Source organism: Achromobacter sp. UMC71 (assembly GCF_014170305.1).
Taxonomy (GTDB): domain Bacteria; phylum Pseudomonadota; class Gammaproteobacteria; order Burkholderiales; family Burkholderiaceae_B; genus Achromobacter.
In genome coordinates, this window is the sequence record NZ_LZZT01000018.1 from 329,290 (window position 1) to 350,030 (window position 20,741).

General features: G+C 66.1%; 22 protein-coding genes and 3 tRNA genes. 12 read left to right on the top strand and 13 right to left on the bottom strand.

Going from position 1 to position 20,741, the window contains the following annotated elements:
* The gene (locus A9974_RS10765; RefSeq protein ID WP_183004073.1) at positions 1-1,023 is read right to left on the bottom strand and encodes a tyrosine-type recombinase/integrase; all 1,023 of its coding nucleotides are present in this window, start codon (positions 1,021-1,023) and stop codon (positions 1-3) included.
* 185 nt (positions 1,024-1,208) lie between these two features.
* On the opposite strand from A9974_RS10765, the gene A9974_RS10770 reads away from it, so the two are divergent.
* The 4 genes from A9974_RS10770 (at position 1,209) to A9974_RS10785 (ending at position 4,361) form a co-directional block, all read left to right on the top strand.
* Positions 1,209-1,670, top strand: a complete 462-nt coding sequence (locus A9974_RS10770; RefSeq protein WP_183004074.1) for a hypothetical protein — start codon at positions 1,209-1,211, stop codon at positions 1,668-1,670.
* Positions 1,660-2,154 (top strand): hypothetical protein, encoded by a 495-nt coding sequence (locus tag A9974_RS10775; RefSeq protein ID WP_183004075.1) that lies wholly within the window; start codon positions 1,660-1,662, stop codon positions 2,152-2,154. The genes A9974_RS10770 and A9974_RS10775 overlap by 11 nt, the downstream gene beginning before the upstream one ends.
* A 12-nt stretch (positions 2,155-2,166) precedes the next feature.
* Positions 2,167-2,439: a hypothetical protein gene (locus A9974_RS10780; RefSeq protein WP_183004076.1), complete on the top strand. Its 273-nt coding sequence runs from the start codon at positions 2,167-2,169 to the stop codon at positions 2,437-2,439.
* A 344-nt stretch (positions 2,440-2,783) separates the two neighbouring features.
* On the top strand, positions 2,784-4,361 hold the full coding sequence (locus A9974_RS10785) for a sensor domain-containing diguanylate cyclase (protein ID WP_183004077.1): 1,578 nt from the start codon (positions 2,784-2,786) through the stop codon (positions 4,359-4,361).
* A 24-nt stretch (positions 4,362-4,385) separates the two neighbouring features.
* On the opposite strand, the gene A9974_RS10790 is transcribed toward A9974_RS10785, so the two are convergent.
* Complete coding sequence (locus tag A9974_RS10790; RefSeq protein ID WP_183004078.1) at positions 4,386-4,634, bottom strand: 6-phosphofructokinase; 249 nt, start codon at positions 4,632-4,634, stop codon at positions 4,386-4,388.
* 179 nt (positions 4,635-4,813) lie between these two features.
* On the opposite strand from A9974_RS10790, the gene yddG reads away from it, so the two are divergent.
* Positions 4,814-5,722 (top strand): aromatic amino acid DMT transporter YddG, encoded by a 909-nt coding sequence (yddG, locus tag A9974_RS10795; RefSeq protein WP_183004146.1) that lies wholly within the window; start codon positions 4,814-4,816, stop codon positions 5,720-5,722.
* Between the two features lie 20 nt (positions 5,723-5,742).
* Here the strand turns inward: yddG and A9974_RS10800 are convergent, their stop codons facing one another.
* Positions 5,743-5,934 carry a hypothetical protein gene (locus A9974_RS10800; RefSeq protein WP_183004079.1) on the bottom strand — a complete coding sequence of 64 codons (192 nt, stop codon included), beginning with the start codon at positions 5,932-5,934 and terminating at the stop codon, positions 5,743-5,745.
* A gap of 247 nt (positions 5,935-6,181) precedes the next feature.
* Here A9974_RS10800 and A9974_RS10805 point away from each other — a divergent pair, with 247 nt between their 5' ends.
* From A9974_RS10805 to A9974_RS10815, 3 genes are all read left to right on the top strand, one after another.
* A complete protein-coding gene (locus A9974_RS10805) occupies positions 6,182-6,436 on the top strand; it encodes a hypothetical protein (protein WP_183004080.1) in 255 nt (84 codons plus the stop codon).
* Positions 6,437-6,569: 133 nt separating this feature from the next.
* A complete protein-coding gene (locus A9974_RS10810; RefSeq protein WP_183004081.1) occupies positions 6,570-6,761 on the top strand; it encodes a hypothetical protein in 192 nt (63 codons plus the stop codon).
* Positions 6,762-6,944: 183 nt separating this feature from the next.
* The gene (locus A9974_RS10815) at positions 6,945-7,856 is read left to right on the top strand and encodes a hypothetical protein (RefSeq protein ID WP_183004082.1); all 912 of its coding nucleotides are present in this window, start codon (positions 6,945-6,947) and stop codon (positions 7,854-7,856) included.
* A gap of 94 nt (positions 7,857-7,950) precedes the next feature.
* Here the strand turns inward: A9974_RS10815 and A9974_RS10820 are convergent, their stop codons facing one another.
* The 4 genes from A9974_RS10820 to egtD form a co-directional block, all read right to left on the bottom strand.
* Entirely contained in the window at positions 7,951-8,847 is an 897-nt protein-coding gene (locus A9974_RS10820; RefSeq protein ID WP_183004083.1) for a prolyl oligopeptidase family serine peptidase, read from the bottom strand.
* Positions 8,848-9,047: 200 nt separating this feature from the next.
* Positions 9,048-9,124, bottom strand: a tRNA-Met gene (locus tag A9974_RS10825).
* 162 nt (positions 9,125-9,286) lie between these two features.
* Entirely contained in the window at positions 9,287-10,603 is a 1,317-nt protein-coding gene (gene egtB, locus A9974_RS10830) for an ergothioneine biosynthesis protein EgtB (RefSeq protein ID WP_183004084.1), read from the bottom strand.
* Between the two features lie 37 nt (positions 10,604-10,640).
* On the bottom strand, positions 10,641-11,618 hold the full coding sequence (gene egtD / locus A9974_RS10835; RefSeq protein WP_183004085.1) for an L-histidine N(alpha)-methyltransferase: 978 nt from the start codon (positions 11,616-11,618) through the stop codon (positions 10,641-10,643).
* Positions 11,619-11,988: 370 nt separating this feature from the next.
* On the opposite strand from egtD, the gene A9974_RS10840 reads away from it, so the two are divergent.
* Positions 11,989-12,321: a YqjD family protein gene (locus A9974_RS10840; protein ID WP_183004086.1), complete on the top strand. Its 333-nt coding sequence runs from the start codon at positions 11,989-11,991 to the stop codon at positions 12,319-12,321.
* Between the two features lie 111 nt (positions 12,322-12,432).
* On the top strand, positions 12,433-13,794 hold the full coding sequence (locus tag A9974_RS10845; RefSeq protein WP_183004147.1) for a phospholipase D-like domain-containing protein: 1,362 nt from the start codon (positions 12,433-12,435) through the stop codon (positions 13,792-13,794).
* 6 nt (positions 13,795-13,800) lie between these two features.
* Here the strand turns inward: A9974_RS10845 and A9974_RS10850 are convergent, their stop codons facing one another.
* The 4 genes from A9974_RS10850 to A9974_RS10865 all read right to left on the bottom strand — a co-directional run bounded on the left by A9974_RS10850 (position 13,801) and on the right by A9974_RS10865 (position 18,836).
* Positions 13,801-15,471, bottom strand: coding sequence for an FMN-binding glutamate synthase family protein (locus A9974_RS10850; RefSeq protein WP_183004087.1), 1,671 nt, complete (start codon positions 15,469-15,471; stop codon positions 13,801-13,803).
* Positions 15,472-15,562: 91 nt separating this feature from the next.
* Positions 15,563-16,786 carry a YeeE/YedE family protein gene (locus A9974_RS10855; RefSeq protein WP_183004088.1) on the bottom strand — a complete coding sequence of 408 codons (1,224 nt, stop codon included), beginning with the start codon at positions 16,784-16,786 and terminating at the stop codon, positions 15,563-15,565.
* Positions 16,787-16,951: 165 nt separating this feature from the next.
* Positions 16,952-17,896, bottom strand: coding sequence for an AEC family transporter (locus tag A9974_RS10860; RefSeq protein ID WP_183004089.1), 945 nt, complete (start codon positions 17,894-17,896; stop codon positions 16,952-16,954).
* Positions 17,897-17,927: 31 nt separating this feature from the next.
* A complete protein-coding gene (locus tag A9974_RS10865; RefSeq protein ID WP_183004090.1) occupies positions 17,928-18,836 on the bottom strand; it encodes a DMT family transporter in 909 nt (302 codons plus the stop codon).
* Between the two features lie 119 nt (positions 18,837-18,955).
* Here A9974_RS10865 and A9974_RS10870 point away from each other — a divergent pair, with 119 nt between their 5' ends.
* Positions 18,956-19,396 carry a GNAT family N-acetyltransferase gene (locus A9974_RS10870; protein WP_183004091.1) on the top strand — a complete coding sequence of 147 codons (441 nt, stop codon included), beginning with the start codon at positions 18,956-18,958 and terminating at the stop codon, positions 19,394-19,396.
* Between the two features lie 209 nt (positions 19,397-19,605).
* Here A9974_RS10870 and A9974_RS10875 read toward each other — a convergent pair.
* Positions 19,606-19,690: transfer RNA gene (locus A9974_RS10875), tRNA-Leu, on the bottom strand.
* 190 nt (positions 19,691-19,880) lie between these two features.
* Between A9974_RS10875 and A9974_RS10880 the strand changes: the two genes are divergently transcribed.
* Positions 19,881-20,492, top strand: coding sequence for a tRNA-uridine aminocarboxypropyltransferase (locus A9974_RS10880; protein ID WP_183004092.1), 612 nt, complete (start codon positions 19,881-19,883; stop codon positions 20,490-20,492).
* A gap of 143 nt (positions 20,493-20,635) precedes the next feature.
* Here A9974_RS10880 and A9974_RS10885 read toward each other — a convergent pair.
* A tRNA-Leu gene (locus A9974_RS10885) sits at positions 20,636-20,720 on the bottom strand.
* Positions 20,721-20,741: the final 21 nt, after the last annotated feature.

The window sequence follows — 20,741 nt, forward strand, 5'->3', positions numbered from 1 at the left end:
TTACGCCGCCAGGGGAAGAGCGTCGAGTTCTCCTTCGCGTTCCCGGCGCATTTCCTCCAGCTGGCGTCTGCCCAGCGGGCTGCGCGCAAGCTTCTGGGCCAGTTCGCGCCCGTGGGGGTGGTAGTAGCGCAGCAGCATGCGTGTGTCGACGTTGCCGTTGACTTTGGCCAGTTCGTGAATGGCAAAGACTGAGGCGAGTTGCGACGTGCCTTCGTGGCGCAGGTCGTGAAACCGCAGATCGCGAAAGTAGGCGTTGTTCGGGCGCCGGCCATAGTGGCGGCACATGGACTCATAGCGCTGGCGAGCACGACGCCTGGCCCGGATGAAAGCCCGGGTGACGGATCCCGGCTGCATCGTGAAGATGCGGCCTCGCATTGGCCTGCCCGTAGCCCAGCGCCGCAGCGCTTCGCGTGCACGAGGCGTCAGGGGCACATCGCGTGCTCGGCCGTTTTTGGTGTGCGGTAGATGAACCACGCCATGCATGAGATCCAGGTGCTCGCGCTGGATCCCGACAACTTCGGACCGGCGCATGCCGGTTTCCTGCGCGACCGTCAGGATGGTCGGCAATTCGGCCGACTGGGTGGCGCGGATGATCCATTCCAGTTCCTTGCGAGGGCAGTCGTCGTCGGAGACGCCGCGCAGCGTGATGCGGTCAAAGAGACGGCGATCGCGTGCGTCATCCACTGCCGGTCTGCGTACCAGCTGGACAGGGTTGGCCAGTTGGTCGAAGCCCCAGTCTTTCCGGATCACGGTGTAGACATGCGACAGGAATGCCATGCGCCGGACCACGGTGGCTGGCGCACGGTCCTTGAGCCACTCGTCGCGCAGCTCGGTCAGGTCGGAACTGCGAATTCTGTCGACAGGCCTGATGGCCAGGCGCGTTGCGCGCCAGATGCGCGCAATCGACTGTTCAGACGTGTGCCCCTTCTTCGTGGATGACACTTCGGTCAGATAGCGCGTCAGCGCATCGGCGAGGGTTGGGGCAGGCTTACGGCGGGGCTGACGGCGGGTCCAGGGTTTCATGACGTTGAGAGCTAGGAGGTAAGACCAATAAACGTAAATAACACACATGCCGCTGCAGGCGCTGCCTGGGGCAAACGGACGACAGTGTCGCCCGGATTTCAAATTTTCCATCCGGCGCGCCACCGCGGCGCCCGTGATGCTCGCGGGAGGCAGCAATGCGCGCCGTCGACAGGAGCGGTGTAACCATGGAACCGGGATCTACGGGATTGGGCGGCTTTGCCGCCCTGAAAATTGCAATGGCGTTCGGCATGCCCGCCGCGATGGCGGCCTTGATCGGCATGTTGCTGATGCCGCCGCGTTCACCGCGTGAGTTCGTTGCGCGCACCGCTTGCACGGTGGTCAGTTCATTTCTGTTCGGACCGCTCCTGGCGATCGGCATGATCGCCTGGATGCCCGACATCATGTCGTCCGCCTACTGGATGGCCGAGCGCACCGGCTTGGGCGAAGACGGGCTGCTGGCCATGTTCTATGTGCTGGGGCCTTGCATGCTGCTGGCCGGGCTGCCGGCCTGGTGGGTGCTGGGCGCCTATCTGCGCCTGACCGCCAAGCTGCAGAACCAGGACTTGGTGGACTGGGCGGTGGAAATCCGGCGCAAGACGCTGGGGTTGGATACGCAGACAGACAAGGAGGGCAAGCATGACGCTTGACCAGATCATGCAAAGCGCGGTGCGGCCGGCGATGGCGCTGCTGCCCGCAAGGATGGATACGCGGCAGGCCCATTGCCTGCTGCTGGCGATCGGCCTGCAGGAAAGCCGCTTTGTCCACCGCCGCCAGATCGGCGGCCCGGCACGCGGCTTCTGGCAGTTCGAGCAGGGCGGCGGGGTGCGCGGGGTGCTGACGCATCCGACCTGCCGCGAGGCGGCCAGCCAGGTCTGTAAGGCCCGCGGGGTGGTGGCGGCGGCGCCGTCGGTCTATGCGCGGCTGGACCAGGACGACGTGCTGGCGGCGGCGTTCGCGCGCTTGCTGCTGTGGTCGGACCCGGCGAGCCTGCCCCGGATCGGCGATGCCGAGCAAGCCTGGGCCCTATACCTGCGCACCTGGCGGCCGGGCAAGCCCAAGCGGGAAAGCTGGGACAGCCTCTATCAACGCGCCGTGGCGGCCGTTTCGGTGCAGGCCCAGACCGTTACGTAGGGAGCACAACGCATGTTGCAACAGTGGATCAAGCGGGGCCTCGGCGTCGTGGCGGCATTGCTGGCGGGCTTGGCCGCCGTCGCCGGGGTTTATTGGAGGGGGCGGGCCATGGGCCGCGCGCAAGAACGCGCGGACAATGAGGCCCGCCTCCAGGGGCGGGCGGCCGACGCCCGCAAGGAGGTCAGGGATGTGCAGGAAAAGGTGGCTCGCAGCAATGACGATGCCGTGGCTGATCGCCTCAAGTCTGGGTGGGTGCGGGGCGGCCCCCCCGCGGACCGGGATTGAGTATTGCAATCATGCACGGCCGGTGTATTTCAATTCCGCGGCCCAGGTGGACGCGACGCCGGCCGATATACGGCGGCAAGTGCTGGAACATAATGAAACCGTTGCCCGGCTTTGTTTTTGAGGTAAATTGGGATCGCTATTTTCAAGCCGCGAGCGCCTTCTTTTTTCTGGCGCAAGTTTGACGGCGGATAGCGTGCAGTGTTCTGGTTCTGCAATAATTTCTGACTTTTTACCGATCCAGCACTATCGCTCGGACGGAAGCTCCAGGAGAGGCGCTATGGGTCAGGGGGTGCAGTATCGGCGGGCGTGTTGCCTCGGGCAAATGCGCCGCGGAGAAAAATAATATGCCAGACGGCGAAAGCCTGGCCGCCGCGCGGGTTCGCCCGCAGCACCGGTATTCCATGCGTACCGGCTTGCTGGCGTTGGTGTTCGCCTGTATTACCCCGGCGTTGCTGGTGGCGTCCGTCGCGGTCTACGAAAGCTACCAGATCCAGAAAGAACGCATCTTTCGCGAAACGATTTTCCTGGCGCGCAATCTCACGGCCATCCTGGACCGCGAGATGACCGGGGTCGAGGCGGGCTTGCAGATGCTGGCGTCGTCGCCAGACCTGGTCGGCGGAGACCTGGCCGGCTTTCATCAGCGGGCGCGGGACGCCATCAAGTTCCAGATCGTGGACAGCTATGTCCTGACCGACAAAGAGGGCCACCAGGTCGTCAATACCCTGGTCCCCTATGGCACGGCGCTGCCGCCGTCGGGTGTGTTCCAGGAACTGACCCGGGTGTTCCGCGCGCGCGAACCGGTGCTGAGCAGCCTGTTCACCGGCGCGGTCAGCCAGAGTCCGACGATCGCGCTTGGCGTACCCGTGATGCGAGGCGACGAGGTCGTCTATAGCCTCAACGTCGGCCTGTCGCCCGAACGCATCGGCAATGTGCTGGGACGCCGGGGGCTGCCGGATGGCTGGGTTGCGGCGGTGCTGGATAAAAGCGGCACCATCGTCGCGCGCACGCGCGAAACCTCCAAGTTCGTCGGGCAGAAAGCCGTGCCCGCGCTGTCGCGAGCGGTGCAGCAGGAAAACGAAGGCTCGTTGGAAACCATCACCAAAGAGGGCACGCCGGTCTACACCGCCTTCAGCCGATCGGCCCTGACAGGCTGGACGGTGGCGGCCGGCGCCCCGATGACGCTGGTGACGACGGACCTGTATCGCTCCATTGCCTGGCTTGCCCTGGGCACGTTGACGGCTTTCGGGTTGGGCTTGTGGCTGGCCCTGAGGCTGGCCAACCGCCTGACGTCCGCGGTGCAGGGCCTGGTGGGCCCGGCGCTGGCCCTGGGCGAAGGCCGCACGGTCGAGCTGCCCGGCACGCGGGTCAAGGAAGCCGAGGAGGTGGGCACGGCGCTGCTGCAGGCCTCGCGCATGCTGGCCCACGCCCAGCACCTGGCACACTACGACCCATTGACCGGCCTGTGCAACCGGGTGCTGTTCGGCGAAATGGTCTTGCGCGAACTGGCCGTGGCCCAGCGCAGCGGCGAAACCTTCGCCCTCCTGGCGATCGATCTGGACGGCTTCAAGGCGGTCAACGACATGCATGGCCATGCCGCGGGCGATACCGTCCTGAAAGAGGCCGCGGACCGCATGGCTCGCGCCATCCGGGTGTCGGACGTCGCGGCGCGCCTGGGGGGCGACGAATTCGCCGTGCTGCTGATGGGGGCCAACCGGGACAACGCGCAGGCGGTGGCCGAAGCGCTGGTCGAAAGCCTGTCGCTACCCTATCCGCAGGTCCGGGTGGCCGTCTCGGCCAGCGTGGGCATTGCCGTGTATCCCCAGTCGGGGATCACCATGCTGCAGCTCCTGGAACGCGCCGACATGGCGCTGTACCGGGCCAAAAAGCTGGGCAAGCGGCGGGTGGCGTCCGACGAGCGCTAGGTCCAGGGCCGCCAGCGAACCGGTTCAGACACCTGGGCGCGGTGCGGCGGACGGCGCCAGGGCCGTGAGCACTTCGCCCGATTTCAGCCGGTAGCGTCTGTCGCCCAGGGCGATCACGCCTTGCCCTTCCGACGTTCTGAGTATGTAGCGGATGGTCGCGGCGTCGGCCGGCGGAGTCGCCTGGTCGGCCTGCGAAAACACTTCGATCCGGTAGAGTCGGCCCGACTCCGTCGTGGCAAGCACGTCGGTCAGCCTGCGTATAGAGATGGTCATGCGGCTCGTTCTCCCTCTTGTTTGTTGTTCAACGGGCTGGTCGCTTCTCTGGCATGGAATTCCCGTATGCCAACGGGTGCTGCGGCGGTTTTGCTGTTTTCGCTACACTCTGGTCGTTTTTGGCGCGCGCTTTGCCCGGCGTGGCCTATTGCATCAATATCGGGCAATCGGAAACGGTAATGCAATTTGCTCCCAGCCGGAAGACGGCGACGTTCCTGGGATTAATAGCCGTGGTGCTCTGGGGCACCGTCGTCGGCCTGATCCGCAGTGTCAGCGAGAGTTTCGGCCCGATCGGCGGCGCGGCCCTGATCTATACGGTCGGATCGGTATTCCTGGTGCTGTTGCTGGGGTTGCCCAAACTGCGGTCGTTCCCGCGTTCTTACCTGATCTCGGGCAGCGTCCTGTTCGTGGCCTACGAAATCTGCCTGTCGCTATCGTTGGGGTTCGCCACTCACCGCAGCCAAGCGATCGAGCTGGGCATCGTCAATTACCTGTGGCCATGCTTCACGGTGATTCTGGCGATCCTGATCAATGGCCAGCGCGCCAGCGCCTGGGTCGTGCCCGGTATCGCGCTGTCGTTGTGCGGCATTGTCTGGGTGGTCGGCGGCCCGGGCGGACTTTCCTGGGATCGCACGGCCGCCAATATCGCCAGCAATCCGCTCAGCTACAGCCTGGCGTTCAGCGGCGCCATTATCTGGGCTGTATATTGCAACGTCACGAAACGCTTTGCAGATGGCAAGAACGGCGTGGCGCTGTTTTTCATGCTGACCGCGGCCGTGCTGTGGGTCAAATACGGATTCAGCGCCGAGCCCGCGCTGACATTCAACGGGGCCGCCGTGCTTGAACTGTGCCTGACGGGGGGCGCAATGGCCGCTGGCTACGCGCTCTGGAATCTGGGCATACTCAAGGGCAACTTGACGCTTCTGGCCACGGCTTCGTATTTCACGCCGGTGTTGTCGACGTTTTTCGCGGCCGTGTGGCTGTCTACGCGATTGACCGCGACGTTTTGGCAAGGCGTGACGATGGTCACCGCCGGATCGCTGATTTGCTGGGCGGCGACGCGAGGCAGGCCGGCCCGGGGCGGATAGCCCCGGTCAGGCGCAGCGGCTCAATCCAGCACCATGGTCTGCGCGACCGCGTAGCCAAGCGGAATGAGCAACAGGGAAGCGAACAGGGAACTGACAATCGCCGCGGATATCTTCAGCCAGGGCTCGGGCCCCGCGCTTTGAACCGTTTGAATCACCAACGCGACGATACCCACAACCATCAAACAGCTGATTACCACTGCTACGTAAGTCATGTTGTCTCCGTCCTCGCCTGATTAAAGGGCTGCGGCTGCCGCTGATGCGATCTAGATGTTTGATTGATTGTGCGCCTGTATTCGCGGCGATGGCGCTAGGGTTTTCCTGACGCGCGATCGCGGTGTGGCGTTTTTGCCGCGCAGGGTGCAGCATGAAAACGATGTGCGGGTGCAGCATCGGCCCAGCCCCTCCGAGGGGATGCTTTGCGCTACGATGGCGGCGTCGAATCACTCCCAAGGTTGCGAAATGCCGCAACGATTACGCCCCGGCACGCGCGCTACATTGCAGGTCAGGCAATTGCTGCCGGGCGAATTCGCCTGGATCATCACCTTGCTGGACCCCGAAAGCGGCAATGTGCGCAGCACCAATTATTCCGAACGGCGCTACGCCAGCCAGGACGAAGCCTCCGCGGCCGGCAAGGCCGCGGTGGTGGAATTTCTGGGCAAGGGCGGCCAGAACGCGGCGGATGCCGTCAAGGACGGCAAGCCGCCCAAGTCCTGACGCGCGTATCGCCCTTGCCGCAAAAACCCTCGCCCGAGGGTTTTTTTCGTCTTGTCTCCTGAAGTGATCAACCTGGGCACGGCAATTGCTGGAGAGCGGGCCGGCGCGATTTGCGCTGACGAGGAGACCCGCCATGACCCAGATCAACCACCGGCCACCGGGCGCACCCGACGACGTGCCGCCTGACGATCCGCCGCTGCCCGGCAATCCGAGTCCGGACGATCCGCGGCCGGATACGAACCGTCCGCCCAACGCCCCGGATGACACCGGCGTGATACCGCCAGCGCCGGATCCCCGCGCGCCCGGCACCATCGACCTGGCCTGAGCGCCAGCCCATCTTCGCGACACCAAGGAGGTCTACATGCGTTCCATCCTGCTATGGCTGCTGGGGGTGCCCATTCCCATCATCATCCTGCTGGCGCTGTTCTGGCACTGACGCCCCGCTGGGTTCCCGCGCCGACGCCTGGTTGCCAGGCGCGGCCGCACAAACAATGAACAAGGAATAACCATGGAAAACGCAACTTCGGCGGGCCAGCCCTACGGCGTCGCGCCCGGGCATGAATCAGCGGTATCCGCCGTGTCTTGGGCGGCGGTATTCGCCGGCGCGGTGATAGCGGCGGCGCTGTCGCTGGCGCTGTTTGCCGGCGGTTCCGGCCTGGGCTTCCTGTCGGTCTCGCCGTGGGGCGGGGAAGGGATGTCGGCGCCCGCGGTGGGTATCAGTATCATCGCGTGGATGCTGTTCACGCAGATCGTTGCCTACGGCATAGGCGGCTACGTCGCCGGCCGCTTGCGCACGAAGTGGGTGGACGCGCATGGGGACGAGGTTTACTTCCGCGATACCGCGCACGGCTTTCTGGTGTGGGCGTTGAGCGCGGTGGTCAGCGCGGCGCTGCTGGGGTCCGCGCTTGCCACGCTGGCGTCCGGCGCGGCCAAGGCGGGCGCTTCGGTGGTGGCCGGTGCCGGCGCAGCCGTCACGGCGACCGCGGCAGCGGGTGCGGGCGGGGGTGGCATGGATCACGCGAGCGACTACTTGACCGACGTGCTGTTGCGTTCGGACCGGCCCGACGCTGCCGGTGACAAGGCCGCGACCCGGGCCGAGGTCGGTCGCATCGTGGCGATTAGCCTGGCTCGTGGCGAGATGGCGCCGGCCGATCGCGATTACGTCGCCAAGGTGATTGCGGCGCAGACCGGCACCGATCCGGCCGCGGCGCAGCAGCGTGTGGACCAGACCATCCAGAACGCCAAGAAGGCCGCCGACGACGCCAAGCAGAAGGCGCGCGAGGCGGCAGACCAGGCGCGCAAGGCGGCCGCGGCGTTTGCGCTGTGGGGCTTTGCGTCGATGCTGATCGGCGCCTTCGTGGCGAGCCTGTGCGCGACCTGGGGCGGCCGCCGCCGCGATACGCTGCACAAGAGGATGTAGCGCCGGCTTTTCTGGCGCGGGCAATCAGCCGGTGCGCGCACCGGGGCCGCGCTCCGCGGGTGGCGACGCCGTCCGTGGAGCGCGTGTGTGTGGATCAGGGGCGCCGTTGCTGGAACAGCCACTCGCGCCAGGGCTTGGCGGTCAACAGTTCCGGCGCGATGCGGTGGTCCATGCCGTCATAGGTGATGAAGATCGGATGAGCGCCCGCCGAGGCCAGCGCCTTGGCCCATATCTGGCTGCCTTCGTAGGGATTTTCCTGGTCGGCCGTGCCGTGCATCAGCATGATGGGGATACCGGCCAGGGGCTGGGCCAGTGAGCGTTCCGGCGGCACGCCGGACATGGCTACGATGGCCGCGAAGCGGCGCGGGGCGGCCACGGCAGCGTCCAGCGCGGCCGACGCACCCATCGAGAATCCCACGGCATAGACGCGCTTGGCATCTACGGGATAGCGTTTGGCGATGTCGTCGACCAGGCGCATGACGTCGGCCAGGTCGGTGCCCGCCTTTGAAATGCGTACGCCGTGCGCATCCTGGGTGTAGTTGGCCGTGCGGCCGGGCGTTTGCGGCACTAACACATAGGCGGGAAAATCGCGGCGCGATTCCAGCGACCCAAACGTGCGGGTAAAGGCGTTCAGCGGCAGCAGATTGTCGGTGCCCACGCCGCCCGAGCTATGGAAAATCACCACCAGCGGGTATTTTTTTCCGCCGGCCCCCTGTTGCTTGGACTCCTCCGGGAGCGGAGCGACGAGCCGGTAGGGCAGCGCGGTCTTGCCCGCGCGGGGGAATTCGCCGGACGAAAAAGCATCGATCGGGGCTTGCTTGAACGCATCCACCACTTGCTGTTGTTCAGCGGTGGGCGCGAAGGCCACGCGCGAGGTTTGCACGCTGCCGGACGCAGCCTGGGCGCAGGACCCGGCCAGGCCGAGCGCGCCGGCCAGGGCCGCCATGGCGAATTGCTTGTGGAATTGCTTATGGATTCGAAGCGGGCTCACAGGCATGTCAGGGCTTCCAATGGCAGGGCTTTCATGAAGGATTCGCGCAGCATTTTCCGCGCAGTACTTCAAAATCACAAGATGATGCAAAAGGGGCTGGTGCAAAAGGGCTGGTGTAAAAAAATGGCCCCACGCAATGGCCCAATGCAATGGCCCAATGCAAAAAGGCCTTCACTTGCGTGAAGGCCTTTTTAAATTCTTGGTGGCGCATCCCTGATTCGAACAGGGGACCTGCGGATTATGATTCCGTCGCTCTAACCGGCTGAGCTAATGCGCCATCTTTTTTCGTTGAACTTTCCGTTCCGCAAAGCTTTCGGCATTTTTGCGTTTTTCAGCATTTTTGCCCTGGCCGCGCTCAGTTTCAAACGAAGCTGAGTAACGAAGAACGAAATTCTAGCATGAAATTTTTTGGCAATGCAACTGGGTTGGGCGCGTTTTTTTACGCGTCCCGCGCCAGACGGATGCCCGAGAACTGCCAGCGGGCCTCCGGCGGGAAGAAATTGCGGTAGCTGGGCCGAATATGGCCGCGTGGTGTGGCGCAGGAGCCGCCGCGCAGCACGTACTGGTTGCACATGAATTTGCCGTTGTATTCGCCCACCGCGCCGGCGTCCGGCGTAAAGCCGGGGTAGGCGTCGTAGGCACTGGCGGTCCATTCCCAGGCGTCGCCATACAACTGGGCGGGGCCGCTGGCGCCCAGCCGGGCCGGCGCGGGCCGGGGATCCAGGTGGCCGTTTTCCAGCATGTTGGCGCGATGGGAGTAAGCGCCGTCGGGCAGTTGCCGGGCGGCGTGTTCCCATTCCGCCTCGCGCGGCAGCCGCACGCGCGCCCAGCGCGCGTAGGCGTCGGCCTCGAAGTAACTGACGTGGGTGACCGGGGCCTGCAGTTCCAGCTCCTGCATGCCGCGCAGGGTGAAGACGCGCCAGTCGTCGCGCTGGCCTTCCCAATACAAAGGCGCTCGCCAGCCTTCGGCGCAGACCCGTTCCCAGCCCAGCGATAGCCACAGTTCCGGACGCTTGTAGCCGCCGTCGCGGATGAAGGCCAGGTATTCGTGCTGTGTCACCAGCCGGTCGGCCAGATGGAACGGCGCCAGCAGCGCGTCATGCGCGGGGCCTTCGTTGTCGAAACCGAAACCGCGGCCATCATGGCCGACGCGGACCACGCCCCCGTTGTAGCGGGTCCAGCCGGCGGCCGTGCCTGGCGGTAAGGCGGGCGAGCCGGCGGCCACGTATGCCGGTTTCAGCGGATTGGTCGACAGCATGTGCTTCAGGTCCGTCAGGATCAGTTCCTGGTGCTGCTGCTCGTGGTTCAAACCCAGTTCCAGCAAGGCATCGAAGGCCGGGTCGTTGCCGCCCAATCGCGAAATCAGGTCGTGCATGGCCTGGTCCACGTGCTGGCGGTAATGCAGCACGTCCGACAGCGGCGGACGCGACAGCAGGCCGCGCTGCGGGCGCGGGTGCTTGGCGCCGACAGCGTTGTAGTAGGAATTGAACAGCATCCGGTACTGCGGGTGAAAGGCCGAGTAGGGCGGATGGAAGTGCGTCAGCAGGAAGGTCTCGAAGAACCAGGTGGTGTGCGCCAGATGCCATTTGACGGGGCTGCAATCGGGCATGGATTGCACCTGGCAGTCTTCGGGGCTGAGCGGCGCGGCCAGCGCCGTGCTAGTGGCGCGCACGGCATCGTACCGGTCGTGCTGGCCCGCTTGTCCGGCGGCATAGGGGCCGTTGGCGGGGTGGGTCAGCAGGCAGGCAGGTTCCATGGCGATCCTCCAGGGGCGGGTTGAGGGACGCCGCGCGTTACGCGCGGGCGCTGAAAACCGAAAACCAGCCGCGAGAATCCGACCAGTGCTCAATGTTGTGATAGCCCGCGCTCTGCAGCAGGCCGGTAAAGGCCTGGGGCGTGAACTTGTAGGAGTTTTCCGTGTGGATGCGTTCGCCCGCGGCAAAACGCCGTTCGCCGGCGGGCCATCGGACGGTGACCGGCCGCAGCGCCTGCAGGTGCATTTCGATGCGCGATTGTTCGCTGTTGAACAGCGCCACATGGCGCCAGTCGTCGACGTTGAAATCCGCGCCCAGCATGTCGTTGACGTGCCGCAGCAGATTCAGGTTGAAGGCGGCGGTCAGGTGCAGCGCATCGTCGTAGGCCGGCTCCAGCACTTCGCTGGGCTTGATGCGGTCCACGCCCACCAACAGTCCGCCGCCTTGGCACTGGCGCCGGATCCGCTGCAGCATGGCGCGGGCCTGGTCCGGGTTCAGGTTGCCGATGCTGGAGCCGGGATAGAAGAACAGGCGTCCTTCGGGCGCGACTTCGGGCGGCAGGGCGAGCGTTTGGGAGAAGTCCTGGCCGATGGCGGTAATGCGCAGTTCGGGGTAGGACAGGCGTAGCCTGCGCACGGCCGCCTGCAGATAGTCGGCGGAAATGTCGATGGGGACGTAGTGGCGGGGGCGCAGGCTGGAGAACAGCCGCTCCGCCTTGACGCAATCGCCGGCACCCAGGTCGATCAGCGATTGCACCGGGCCGATACGGCGGGCGATATCCGCCCCATGGCGCTCAAAGATTTCGGCTTCGCAGCGGGTCGGGTAATACTCGGGCAGCAAGGTAATGGCGGTGAATAGCGACGAGCCCAGCGCATCGTAGAGAAACTTGGGGTCGATATGGGCGGGGCGGTCCAGCAGCCCGTCGCACAGTTCGCGTTGTTCGGCGCTGGCGGGTTGCGGTTGGGGCGCCAGGAAGTGCGGGGCGGCGCCGGCGAGCAGTGCGGAAGGGGAGACCATGCGTTCAGTTCCTTTTTTGAGGCTGATGAAGCGCATTGCAAAGGCTTATTGTGGCGGCCAGAGGGGTTCTGGTGTCAAGTCTAAGCTCCTGAAATGCAATGGACTTTTACGAAATTGGGGCCGCCTGGCGGCATACTGCGCCCCGGTTCCCCAGGGGCGGTCGCCGTGGGGGGCTGGAAGCCCTCAGCAAGTTCCGCGCCACTGAAATATCAGTTAACGGCTGGTTGCCAAAGCTCGGGCGGGGCCGTCTTGGGCCGGTCACAATGAGCCCATGGCCTGGCGGGGTCCGTTTGCCCCGCGACGGGTTGCCGTTAGCCGATTGGGCGGCGGCCCGGGGCGGCCCAATCCGCATTACGCATTAGGAGCGACTATGAATCGAAAGAACCAGCGCGCTGAAATGGCCCTGCATCGTGACCGGGTGAGCGACAGCTTCCAGGAGCTGCTTGCCGGCACCGAAGACCTGTTGCGTTCGACGGCCTCGTATACCGGCTCCGAAATCGAAGCGGCCCGCTCGCGTCTGAAGCGTCAACTGGCCGAGGCGCGCGATTCCGCCGGCGACTGGGAAGACCAGGCGTTGGACCGGGCGCGCCGCGCCAAGGCCTATGCCGACGAATACGTCCACGAAAACGCCTGGAAGTCGGTCGGCGTGGCGACGCTGGTGGGCGTGTTGCTGGGTTGCTGCCTGCTGGCCAACCGGCGCTAAACCGACGCCATGAGGCCGTCACCGGTCCCTGCGCAGGCCGCCTTCGGCCTGCCGCCATGGCGGGCGGGGTGGCGGTGGATGCGCGCGGCGGCGCTGGGCTGTATCGCCGCCATGCTGGCCGCCTGCGCCAGCGTGCCTGATGCGCAGGAGCGCGCCGCCCGCAAGGCGCAAGCCGGCCTGTCGGCCGATGCGGCGCAGGATAGCTACCGCCGCGGCCGCGACTTGGCCGCGGACCCGCGCACCCCCAAAGACGATTTCCTGGCCCGCCACCTGGCGGTCGAAGAAGCCGTCAGCGGCGCGCCGCTGGTGGCGGGCAATCGCGTGCGCCTGCTGGCGGACGGCCCCAGCACGTACCAGGCCATGCTGCGTTCGATCGCGCAGGCCCGTCGCTATGTGCACATGGAAACCTATATTTTCGACGATGACGAAGAGGGCTCCCGCTTTGCCGAGGCCCTGATCGCGGCGCACAACCGGGGCGCGGACGTGGCGCTGATGGTGGACGCCGTGGGCACGATCAAGACGCCGGACGCGTTGTTCCAGCGTTTGCGCGACGCGGGCGTGCAGGTCGCCGTGTTCAACCCCGTGAGCCCGGTGAACGGCAGCCGCGCCGGCTGGTCGCCCAATCAGCGCAATCATCGCAAGATCCTGGTGGTCGACGGCAAGGTCGGCTACCTGGGCGGCATCAACGTCAGCGGCGTCTATGCCTCGTCGCCCTCTGGCGGCGGCAGCGGCTCGGGCGGCGTGGGCAGCGGCCCCGACGCCAAGAATACCGATGCCCGCGCCGCGCCGTGGCGCGACACGCACCTGCGCATCGAGGGGCCTGCCGTCGCCCAGTTGGACGCTGTGGTCCGCGCCGGCTGGGAAACCCAGGCCAAGGACCCGCTCAAGGGCGCAGGCGAGACGATCGCGCCGCCGCAGGGGCCGACACGGGTGCGGATCCTGGCCAACCAGCCCGACCGCAGCGACGGTTATACGGTGTACCTGACGCTGATGTCCGCGTTCGAGAGCGCGCAGAAATCCATCCACATCACCATGGCGTACTTCGTGCCCGACCCGGCTTTTATCGATGTGCTGGCCGACGCGGCCACGCGTGGCGTGGATGTCGTGCTGGTGCTGCCGGGCTTCAGCGATTCGTCATTGGTGTTCAACGCGGGCCGCTCGCACTACGGCAAGTTGCTGAAGGCTGGCGTGAAGATCTACGAACGGCGCGACGCGCTGCTGCACGCCAAGACGGCGGTGGTGGATGGCGTCTGGTCCACGGTGGGCTCCAGCAACATGGATTGGCGCAGCTTCGCCTTGAACTACGAGGTCAATGCCGTGGTGCTGGGGCCGGATTTCGCCGCCGACATGGAGGCCCTGTTCCAGCGCGACGTGGCCGACTCGGTACGCATCACGCCCGAGGCCTGGCGGGGCCGGGGCGTGGATGACCGGTTCATGGAGTTCTTTTCGCGGATGTTCGAGCGCTGGCTGTAGCGCCGTTTACGCCGGCGCGGCCTGGGGCGGATGCGCCAGCGCGTGTTCCTGCGCCAGCGCGGTGCTGATGTCGTGGGTCGGCTGGAACGAGTCGGCCTGCGCCATCGCCCAGCCTGCGCGGAACACCTGGTGGCGGAATTCGCCCCGCAGCAGTTCGCCCGGCGCCAGCTCGGGGAACAGTGCCGACAGCAGCCGGATTTCACTGGACGAGATGCGGCGCGCGATGTGATGCGGCCGCAATTGGCTGGGGTGCGTCAGGCCGGCGGCGGCCAGCAGCTCGGCCAGCGCGTGCAGGGTGTTTTTGTGGAAATTGGCTACGCGCTGGGCTTTGTCCGGCACAACCAGGGCGCGTTGGCGCAGCGGATCCTGGGTGGTGACGCCCGTGGGGCATTTGCCGGTGTGGCAAGCCTGGGCCTGGATGCAGCCGATGGCGAACATGAAGCCGCGCGCGGCGTTGCACCAGTCGGCGCCCATGGCCATGACGCGGGCCATGTCGAAGGCGGTGATGATCTTGCCTGAGGCGCCCAGCTTGATGCGGTCGCGCAGGTTCACGCCGATCAGGGTGTTGTGCACCAGGCGCAGCGCTTCGCGCAGCGGCGTGCCGACATGGTCGACGAATTCCACTGGCGCGGCGCCCGTGCCGCCCTCGGCGCCGTCCACCACGATGAAGTCGGGCGTGATGCCGGTTTCCAGCATGGCCTTGACGATGGCGAACCATTCCCAAGGATGGCCCACGCAGAACTTGAAACCCACCGGCTTGCCGCCGGACAGTTCGCGCAGCCGAGCTACGAATTTCATCAGGCCGATGGGGGTGTCGAAGGCCGAGTGGCTGGCGGGCGAATTGCAGTCCTGCCAGGCGACCACGCCGCGCGCTTCGGCGATTTCGGGCGTGACTTTTCCGGCGGGCAAAATGCCGCCGTGGCCAGGCTTGGCGCCTTGCGACAGCTTGATTTCGATCATCTTCACCTGCGGCGTACAGGCGTTCTTGATGAAGGCTTCTTCGGAGAACGCGCCTTGCTCGTCACGGCAGCCGAAGTAGCCCGAGCCGATATTCCACACCAGGCTGCCGCCCGGTTGGCGGTGGTAGCGGCTGATGCCGCCTTCGCCCGTGTCGTGGGCGAAGTTGCCTTGGCGCGCGCCTTCGTTCAGCGCCAGCACGGCGTTGGCGGACAGGGCGCCGAAGCTCATGGCCGACACGTTGAAGGCCGACATCGAATACGGCTGGGTACAGTCCGGGCCGCCGACGCTCACGCGGAAATCGGTATCGCCGATGTGGGTGGGCGACATGGAATGGTTGATCCATTCGTAGCGGTCGCCGTAGACATCTTCCTGCGTGCCGAAGGGGCGCTTGTCGATCTCGCGCTTGGCGCGCTGGTACACGATCGAGCGCTGCGCGCGCGAGAACGGCGAGGCCTGGGTGTCGTCTTCCAGGAAGTACTGGCGGATCTCGGGGCGGATGAATTCGAACAGGAAGCGCAGGTTGCCCAGGACTGGGTAATTGCGCCGGATGGCGTGGCGGGTCTGGATCAGGTCATAGACGCCCAGCATGCCCAGCATCGTCAGTGGCACCGCTGCCCATAGCCACCAGAGCGAGCCGGTGAACGCCAGCACCATGGTCACGGCGGCGCCCGCCAGGGTCAAGATAAAGGCCGTGAAGCGGCCGGCAATCCATTGCATGTCCATCTCCGTGTTTCGGAATGGAGCAACCTTACACCACGGCGGACGTAAAAATGCCCCCTTGCAGGGGGCATGGCTGGAACAGTGTTTTTCAGCAGCTGGACGCCGCGGGCGTTTTCTCGACCGCCAGGCCGAACAGGGGGCGCAGGCGCACGCCCAGGGCGCTGCCCGCGAACGCGGCCGGCAGCCACAGCCAGGCGTGCAGGCTGCCCGACAGGATGCCGCTGAAATAGGCGCCGATATTGCAGCCGAAGGCCAGGCGCGCGCCGTAGCCCAGCAGCAAGCCGCCGATGACCGCGCCGGCCAGCGAGCGGGCCGGCACCTTCCAGACAGGGGCGAACTTGCCGGCGGCGCTGGCCGCGGCCAGCGCGCCGAGCATCAGGCCGATGTCCATGACGGTCGTGACGTCCTGGCGCAGCGGCGCGCCCAGCGCGGCCTGCTTGCTCCAGTAGGCCCAAGCGGCCACGTCGCTGCCCATGGCATCCAGCGCCTTGGCGCCCCACAGGGCAAAGGCCGAGGTAATGCCCCAAGGCCGGCCGGCCAGCGCCAGCGTGGCGAAGTTCAGCACCACCAGCGCCACGCCGCCCCAGATCAGCGGCCAGGGGCCTTGCAGCAGGGAGGCGGGGCGCGCGGTGCGCGAGGCGAACGACACCACGTGGCCATGGCGGCGTTTTTCCAGCACGGTGGCGATCCAGGCGATCAGGGCGAACACCGCCAGGTTGGCGGCGATGGCGGGCGCCAGGCCCCAGGTCTTGATGAGCGAGGTGGGCGCCAGCGCGGGCAGCGTGGACCACCAGCCGAAATTGGCGGTGGCGATGACCGAACCGATGATGAAGAACAGCAACGTGACCAGCATGCGGGTGTTGCCGCCTCCCACGGCGAACAGCGTGCCCGAGGCGCAACCGCCGCCCAGCTGCATGCCGATGCCGAACAGGAACGCGCCGAGCAGCACCGAAACGCCCGGGGGCGAGACCAGGCCCGTCACGGGCTGGCCGAACAGCGAGCCCTGCGCGAGGAACGGGAAGAACAGCAGCACGCCCACGGCCAGCATGAACATCTGCGCGCGCAAGCCGGCGCCGCGCCGGTCCGACACGAATACGCGCCAGGCCTGGGTGAAGCCGAAGGACGCGTGATACAGCGCCACGCCCAGCAGAGCGCCCACGATCCACAAGGCCCCTTGGCGCCAGCTGACGGTCTGGTTCAGGTACAGGGCGCCGGCCAGCACCAGCAACAGCGCGATCCAGAGTGGCTTGCGGTTGATGTGGATGGGGGGCAGCGCCGAAGGCAGGGGCAGGGTGGAGGCGTTGGTGCTCATGGTCGAGTCCCGGGGGATCGGTAAGGTCAATGCAAACGGGCGCGTTGCCGCACCCGTCGTGATGGCTGAAAGTCTAAGGCCGGGGGAACATTTCTCAAAGCATCTATTCGTGCTTCTTTAATAACTAAAAGTTATATAAAGGCCCGCCGAAGGTATCAGGCCGGGCTAGGAAATCGGATTCGCGCTGATCCAGGCGACCAGCAGGCTGACGGTCAGCACCGACAGCACCGTCGATACCAGGATGGCGCGGGAGGTGACGCGGGCGTCGCGCCCGTACATCTGGGCCAGCATGAAGGGGCCGGTGCCGATCGGCAGGGCGCTCATCAGCACGGCGGTCCAGGCCCACAGCGGCGGCATGGAAAACACCTGGAATGCCAGTAGCGCGGTCACGGCCGGCTGCAGCAGCAGCTTGCTGGCAACCAGCCGCAGCACGCCGGGCCCTGGGCTGGCGGTTTCGGTCTGCGCCAGGAACAAGCCGATGGTCACCAGCGCGCAGGGGCTGGCGGAGGCGCCCAGCAAGGACACGTAGCGGTCCACGCCTTCAGGCAGCGCCAGGCCGGTGCCGGCCCAGGCCAGCCCCAGCACCGGCGCGGCCAGCAGCGGGTTGCGCATCAGCGCGCGGCCGACCTTGAGCAGCGTGGCCGCCAGGTTCGGCGCCTGCTGGCGGTCGAATTCGATCAGGGCGATGGCAAAGCCGAATAGGACGCTGGCCGTCAGCAGTGTCGTGAACGCCGCGGGCGCCAGGCTTTCGGCGCCGAACAGCGCCAGGCACAGCGGGATGCCCATGTAGCCGGCGTTGGCGTAGGCGGCGGCCAGGCCCTCGATACCGCGGTCGGTCAGTCCATGCGGGCCGCGTTTGCGCGGCAGGAACGACAGCAGGAAGGTCACCGCGATGCCGCCGGCGAACGCGCCGACAAAGCCCCAGTGCGCCATGTGCGCCAGGTCCACTTGCGTCATCGCTCGAAATAGCAGCGCGGGCAGGGACAGGTACACCACGTAGCGGTTCAGGGCGTCGGTGGCGCCGGGGCCCAGCACGCGCCAGCGCGCCGCCAGCCATCCGGTCAGGATCAGCGCGAAGACCGGCAGGGCGGCGGTGATGACGGCATTCATGGCGGCAAGAGGCGTGGGTGCGAAAAGGCGCTCATTCTACTGGCCGCGCGGCTTGCGGCGGCCGCGCCGAGCGCGTCACCAGCAGGATGCCCAGCGCGGCCAGCGCCATGCCGGGCCAGGCCAGCGGCGGAATGGGTTCGTGCAGGATGGCCAGCGCGATGACCGCCGTGGCCGGCGGCACCAGGAAGAACAGCGCGGATACGCGCGATGCTTCGCCATGGCGGATCATGGCCAGCAGCAGTGTGATGGCCACCAGCGAATTGCCGATCACCAGGTACGCCAGCGAGCCCAGCAACGGGCCGGTCCATTCGATGCGCATCGGTTCCAGCGAAAAGGCCAGCGGCGCCGTGACCAGCAGGCCCACCGCATATTGCACGGTGTTCGACGTGACCGGATGGGTCTGCACGCCGAAGCGTTTCTCGTACAGCGTGCCGCTGGTGATGCACAGCAGCGCGGCTACGGCGAACACCAGGCCCAGCGGCGAGGCCAGGTCGACCGAAGCCTTGGACACGATGACCAGCGCGGCGCCGCAAACGCCCAGCCCCAGGCCCGCCCAGCGGCGCGCGTCGACGCGCTCGTGCGCGATCGCCGGCGCCAGCAGCCCGATCAGGATGGGTTGCAGCGAGGTGATCAGCGCCACGCCGCCGGCCGACATGCCGTGCTTGAGCGACAGATAGGTAAAACAGAAGTAGCCCGCCTGCAGCAGCAGGCCCACCATGGCCAGGTGTCCCCACGCCCTGGCGCCGCGCGGCAACGGCGGACGCAACGCCAGCAACAGCGGCGTCAGCAGCGCCACCACACAGGCGTAGCGTAGCGCCAGGAACGTCAGCGGATCAGCGTAGGCCAGCCCGACCTTGAGCACCACGAAGCCGCTGGACCACAGCAGCAAGAAAAGCGCGGGGGCGAATTTCAACCAGGCGGGCGTCGCAGCTTGCGGCATGGCGGGCGGTGGGCGGAAAGTGGGCCAGCCGCGATCGTACGCCTGTTTCGCCGGCGCGCCATCCCTGCGAAAATGGCGGCAACGGATTCATCTATAGCGGCAGCGCGAAGGAAAAGAAAATGGCGAACGAAAAACCGGCGGTACGGATCTCCCTGGGAACCTGGGACCGCCTGCGCGACGATGCCTCATCGGTGCGCTATGAAGTCTTCGTGGTCGAGCAGAACGTGCCGCCCGAGGTCGAGATGGACGATGACGATGCGGTGTCGGTGCACGCGGTGGCCTATGCCCCCGACGGCACGCCGCTGGGCACGGGGCGCCTGCTGCCCGACGGCCACATCGGCCGCATGGCCGTGCACAAGCGGGCGCGCGGCCTGGGCGTGGGCGGATTGCTGCTCGACGCCTTGATCGGGCAGGGCCATGGCGATGGCCACCGCATGCTGGTGTTGCATGCGCAGACCCACGCCAAGGGCTTTTACGAGGCCCATGGCTTCAGCGTGGAAGGCGACGAATTCATGGAGGCAGGCATCGCGCATGTCGTCATGACGCGGGTGCTGGGCTGACGCGATGAACCGGCCCGCTTGCCGCGGGCCGCTATGTGAACCAGGTCGGCCTGGCGCGGGCCGCTGCGTTTTGCCGCAGCGGATTGTCGCGGCAGGGCGGTCTTGCAGGCAGGGTCCGGAACTTGGGCCGGAAAAGAAAAAACCCCGGTCGCTTTCGCGAACGGGGTTTTTCTTGGCGCATCACGACAGGTACCTCGTGATGTAATAATTGGTGCCCAGGAGAGGACTCGAACCTCCACACCTTGCGGCACACGGACCTGAACCGTGCGCGTCTACCAATTCCGCCACCTGGGCGCTGGTGCTTCACCTTCCGCGTCGCGCTTCCGTGTTGGCTTTTCAGCTAACCGCTTGCGTTTCGTTTCGTGTTCAGCAGCAGAGGAACGAGATTATGCATACTTTTTTTGAAGTGTGCAAGTCATGCGGCTTTTTTTTCACTTTTTTTTGGATTTTTTTGGGAAGGCCGCTTTCGCTATAGTGTCGCCCCATGTCACGTACCGTCTGCCTGCGCTGCAAGCGCCCTGAATCCCATTGCCTGTGCGCCTTGATTCCCGCGTTGGCGCCGCGGACCCGCGTGGTGGTCCTGCAGCATCCCAGCGAAGCGCGTCATGCCTTGAACACGGCGCGCTTGGCGGTGCTGGGCCTGGCGGGGGCGCGGCGGCTGGTGGGGGAATGCTTCCGGCATGAGCAGTGGGCCGAGCCTGGCTGGACGCCGCACGTGCTGTTCCCGGGCGAGGGCGCCCAGGTGCTGACGCCGGACTGCGCGGCGGCTGTGGGCGGGCCGATACAGCTGATCGTGCCGGACGGCACGTGGACGCATGCGCGCAAGCTGCTGCACATCAATCCCGAGCTGGCCGCGCTGCCGCGCGTGATGCTGCCTGCCGGGCTGATGACGCGCTACCGGGTCAGGCATGCCGACATTGCGGGCGCCCTGTCCACCATCGAAGCCGTGACGCATGCGCTCAATGCCATCGAGGCGCCGCAGAGCTTCGATGCTTTGCTGCGGCCATTCGAGGCGCTGATCGACGGCCAGATCGAAGGCATGGGCGCGGACCTGTATGCGCGCCACCATCTGAATCGGAAGGTGCCTTGGCGTTGAGCGTTTCGGTGCTTGGTGCTAATTGCCTTGGCGTCAACCGACGAATAAAGCAAAAGCCCCGGTAATCTTTCGATTACCGGGGCTTTCAACTTTTTAATCAACGCCGCCTGCATTTGATGCCAGCCGCCTTGATCGGAATTCCGTGGTGCCCAGGAGAGGACTCGAACCTCCACACCTTGCGGCACACGGACCTGAACCGTGCGCGTCTACCAATTCCGCCACCTGGGCACTGAGAGATTTTGGTAAAGA

Bases quoted from the DNA above. Each gene is read 5' to 3' on its own strand.
- A9974_RS10780 (WP_183004076.1), top strand. From the start codon at position 2,167: ATGTTGCAACAGTGGATCAAGCGGGGCCTCGGCGTCGTGGCGGCATTG.
- A9974_RS10815 (WP_183004082.1), top strand. From the start codon at position 6,945: ATGGAAAACGCAACTTCGGCGGGCCAGCCCTACGGCGTCGCGCCCGGG.
- A9974_RS10850 (WP_183004087.1), bottom strand. From the start codon at position 15,471: ATGCAATGGATTGCCGGCCGCTTCACGGCCTTTATCTTGACCCTGGCG.
- A9974_RS10800 (WP_183004079.1), bottom strand. From the start codon at position 5,934: ATGACTTACGTAGCAGTGGTAATCAGCTGTTTGATGGTTGTGGGTATC.
- A9974_RS10810 (WP_183004081.1), top strand. From the start codon at position 6,570: ATGACCCAGATCAACCACCGGCCACCGGGCGCACCCGACGACGTGCCG.
- yddG (WP_183004146.1), top strand. From the start codon at position 4,814: ATGCAATTTGCTCCCAGCCGGAAGACGGCGACGTTCCTGGGATTAATA.
- A9974_RS10845 (WP_183004147.1), top strand. From the start codon at position 12,433: ATGCTGGCCGCCTGCGCCAGCGTGCCTGATGCGCAGGAGCGCGCCGCC.
- A9974_RS10880 (WP_183004092.1), top strand. From the start codon at position 19,881: ATGTCACGTACCGTCTGCCTGCGCTGCAAGCGCCCTGAATCCCATTGC.
- A9974_RS10840 (WP_183004086.1), top strand. From the start codon at position 11,989: ATGAATCGAAAGAACCAGCGCGCTGAAATGGCCCTGCATCGTGACCGG.
- egtD (WP_183004085.1), bottom strand. From the start codon at position 11,618: ATGGTCTCCCCTTCCGCACTGCTCGCCGGCGCCGCCCCGCACTTCCTG.
- A9974_RS10790 (WP_183004078.1), bottom strand. From the start codon at position 4,634: ATGACCATCTCTATACGCAGGCTGACCGACGTGCTTGCCACGACGGAG.
- A9974_RS10865 (WP_183004090.1), bottom strand. From the start codon at position 18,836: ATGCCGCAAGCTGCGACGCCCGCCTGGTTGAAATTCGCCCCCGCGCTT.
- A9974_RS10770 (WP_183004074.1), top strand. From the start codon at position 1,209: ATGGAACCGGGATCTACGGGATTGGGCGGCTTTGCCGCCCTGAAAATT.
- egtB (WP_183004084.1), bottom strand. From the start codon at position 10,603: ATGGAACCTGCCTGCCTGCTGACCCACCCCGCCAACGGCCCCTATGCC.
- A9974_RS10860 (WP_183004089.1), bottom strand. From the start codon at position 17,896: ATGAATGCCGTCATCACCGCCGCCCTGCCGGTCTTCGCGCTGATCCTG.
- A9974_RS10775 (WP_183004075.1), top strand. From the start codon at position 1,660: ATGACGCTTGACCAGATCATGCAAAGCGCGGTGCGGCCGGCGATGGCG.
- A9974_RS10765 (WP_183004073.1), bottom strand. From the start codon at position 1,023: ATGAAACCCTGGACCCGCCGTCAGCCCCGCCGTAAGCCTGCCCCAACC.
- A9974_RS10785 (WP_183004077.1), top strand. From the start codon at position 2,784: ATGCCAGACGGCGAAAGCCTGGCCGCCGCGCGGGTTCGCCCGCAGCAC.
- A9974_RS10855 (WP_183004088.1), bottom strand. From the start codon at position 16,786: ATGAGCACCAACGCCTCCACCCTGCCCCTGCCTTCGGCGCTGCCCCCC.
- A9974_RS10805 (WP_183004080.1), top strand. From the start codon at position 6,182: ATGCCGCAACGATTACGCCCCGGCACGCGCGCTACATTGCAGGTCAGG.
- A9974_RS10870 (WP_183004091.1), top strand. From the start codon at position 18,956: ATGGCGAACGAAAAACCGGCGGTACGGATCTCCCTGGGAACCTGGGAC.